The organism is Acidovorax sp. LjRoot204, from assembly GCF_056175785.1.
On the sequence record NZ_JBGFFF010000276.1, the window covers coordinates 1 to 3,094 of the forward strand.

Annotated in this window: 3 protein-coding genes; all 3 read right to left on the reverse strand. The window is 56.0% G+C overall.

All coding sequences use genetic code 11. From position 1 onward, the window contains the following. Window positions 1–272 precede the first annotated feature (272 nt). Window positions 273–797 carry a phosphoribosyltransferase gene (locus AC04MI_RS24325; RefSeq protein ID WP_056062011.1) on the reverse strand — a complete coding sequence of 175 codons (525 nt, stop codon included), beginning with the start codon at window positions 795–797 and terminating at the stop codon, window positions 273–275. Between the two features lie 58 nt (window positions 798–855). After that, window positions 856–2,232, reverse strand: coding sequence for an adenylosuccinate synthase (locus tag AC04MI_RS24330; protein WP_476498941.1), 1,377 nt, complete (start codon window positions 2,230–2,232; stop codon window positions 856–858). Window positions 2,233–2,259: 27 nt separating this feature from the next. After that, window positions 2,260–3,094, reverse strand: an 835-nt coding sequence (locus tag AC04MI_RS24335) for an ATP phosphoribosyltransferase regulatory subunit (protein WP_476498942.1), incomplete at its 5' end; no start/stop codon positions are given.

Consider the following 3,094-nt stretch of genomic DNA (forward strand, 5'->3'; position numbering starts at 1 on the left):
ACTGTCAAACTTTTGCCTTCTTTTTTCACCCCGCTTCAACGATCACCTGCAATTCGCAGCAACCATCTCTACCGAGCGAAGCCTTGTATTCTATACCGGTTTTTAACCACCAAGAAGACAAAACCAAACTTTCTTCGCCAACCTTCCGAGTCATCCGCCGCAGCACCTAAGCACCACCACAAACCACCCCATCGACCCCAACACTTTTTGCGCTCAGGTCTCAGTAGCGAAGCCCTCGACTATAGCACGACTTTCAGGGCCGGCAAGAAAAATCAGACTCGCCACTTTTCTAGCAGCTTCTCCGGACTCAGGCTGTCGTAGCCCTCAAAGGGTTGATGGATCCAAGGATTGCTCGGCAAAAACTCCACGGAGTAATCTGGAGAAAACGTCGATAGACCTTTCGTCCAGATCACGGCGCTACGTAGCTCGGTGATGGGCGCGTAGTTGGTCTTAAGCATGTTGATCACCGCGTGCAAGGTGTGCCCTGAATCAGCCAGATCATCGACCAAGAGCACGCGCCCTGCAATTTCACCCTTGGGCGTGGTGATAAAGCGTGCAATATCAAGATGTCCTTGCACCGTTCCTGCCTCGGCACGGTAGGAGCTCGTAGACATGATCGCTAACGGCTTATCAAAGATACGACTGAGAATGTCACCTGGGCGCAACCCACCGCGAGCGAGACAGAGAATGGTGTCGAACGCCCAACCCGACTGATGAACTTTCAGCGCCAACTTTTCGATGAGGCTGTGGTACTCGTCATAGCTGACATAGAGGTGTTTTCCGTCTTCGGTCAACATAGTGGATGATTCCTGAATAGTTGGCGTTTACTTGATGGCAGCAAGGCAAAACTGTAGATCAGACGGCGACATAAGGATGGCGCATCATGATYGTATGATCGCGATCAGGACTGGTTGAGATCATGTCGATCGGAACCCCCGTCACTTCTTCGATGCGCTCAAGATAGCGGCGCGCACTTTCGGGCAGTTTGTCGTACTCGGTCACCCCTACGGTGGAATCACTCCAGCCAGGGAGCGTTTCATAAATTGGCGTGCACCGAGCGATGTCCTCAGCGCCCATGGGAAGCAAATCAATACGCTGACCGTCGAGCTCGTAGCCTGTGCACAGCAACAACTCGTTCAACCCGTCCAGCACATCCAGCTTGGTGATGCAAAGGCCAGTAAGGCCATTGACTTGGGCACTGCGCTTCAACAAAGCTGCATCAAACCAGCCACAGCGACGGCTACGCCCGGTTGTCACTCCCTTTTCAGCGCCCACTGTACTCATGTGATAACCGGGCGTACCAGGCACTTCCCAATCCAGCTCTGTAGGGAAAGGCCCGCCACCCACACGGGTGCAGTACGCCTTGGTAATGCCGAGGATGTAATGAAGCATGCCCGGCCCCACGCCAGATCCTGYGGCAGCATTCCCCGCCACACAGTTACTGGACGTGACATACGGGTATGTGCCATGGTCTACATCCAGCAGGGTCCCTTGAGCGCCCTCAAAAAGAAGATTGGCACCCGCGCGATTCGCCTCATTGAGCTCTCGCGACACATCAGCCATCATGGGCTTCAGCAACTCTGCATGGCGCATGGCTTCGGCGTACACGACATCAAATTGCACCTTGCCATCCTGGATGTATGGCTTCAGCGCATCGCCAAAAACGAACTTTGCAGAGCCCAGGTACGTGGTGAGCACATGATTGTGCAAATCCAGTAATTCGCGCAGCTTAGAAGCAAATCGCTCAGGGTACTTCAAGTCCTGTACGCGCAAGGCACGGCGGGCAATCTTGTCCTCGTAAGCTGGACCAATGCCACGGCCGGTGGTACCAATCTTCTCAGCCCCCCCCTGCTCTCGGGCCGCCTCACGCGCAACATCAATTGCCGCGTGGAAAGGCAGGATCAGCGGGCAAGCCTCACTGATACGCAGGCGCGAACGAACCTCGACACCGGCTTTCTCAAGCCCCTCAATTTCCTCAAACAACTTCGCTGCAGAAAGTACCACGCCATTGCCGATGTAGCACTTGACCCCAGGGCGCATGATGCCGCTCGGGATCAAATGCAGCGCCGTCTTCACACCATTGATCACCAGTGTGTGGCCAGCGTTGTGCCCCCCCTGGAAACGCACAACCCCTTGAGCGCTCTCCGTCAGCCAATCGACCAACTTGCCTTTGCCTTCGTCGCCCCACTGGGTACCGACCACCACTACGTTGCGACCTTTGGTTGCTTTCATCTCAAACCCAATTCAAATGACAATTGCTCAAACAGCCTGCACGACCCAACGGCCCGCAACCTGAACCAGTTCACGATCACAGTGGAACTCATCCACCTCACTCTCGTGCCCTGGCAAAACACACACCACTGTTTCCCCAGCGGACCGAAGCTCTCCAATCGCTGCATTCACATCCGCAGCCTCGCCCCAGGGAGCACGAATGGCGGCTTTCAGCGCACGGGGTGGCACCACGCCAACCACCTGCTTGATGTCCAAACTGAATCCCGCCGCAGGACGATTTCGGCCAAACACTGCCCCCACCTCGTCGTACCGGCCGCCGCGCACCAGGGCATCGCTGGCACCGCGCGCATAGATCGCGAAGCGTGCACCGCTGTAGTAGGCATATCCACGCAAATCAGCCAAGTCGAAAGTGACAGAGGCTCCGTCAAGACGCGACGCCAACCACTTCAAATTTGATAGCACTTGAGACACACCAGAAATGCGCTTCAGCGCATTTTCAGCCTCAGCCAGAACAGCAGCGTCTCCATATAGCTGGACAAGAGCGAGAAGGCCTTGCCGAGAATCCTCAGGAAAGCCACGCGTCAAGACTGTCAACTCTCCCGCATCCTTGGCCGCCAAAGCAGAATGAATGCCGCTGAGCAGTTGCGGGCTCACGCTCACACCAGCCAACAGGCTGCGGACGATGCGCACGTCCGCAAGATCAATGGTTGTGTCGCGTACATTGGCAACTCGCAAACACTCCCGAGCTAACTGCAAAGCCTCAAGGTCGGCCTCCAGCCCGGTATGCCCGTAGATTTCGGCACCAAACTGAAGAGGCTCGCGGGTGGCATGCGGGCGGTCAGGACGCGTGTGCAACACAGGA

Excerpts from the sequence above, each read along its gene's own strand:
- AC04MI_RS24325 (WP_056062011.1), bottom strand. The coding sequence starts at position 797 with ATGTTGACCGAAGACGGAAAACACCTCTATGTCAGCTATGACGAGTAC.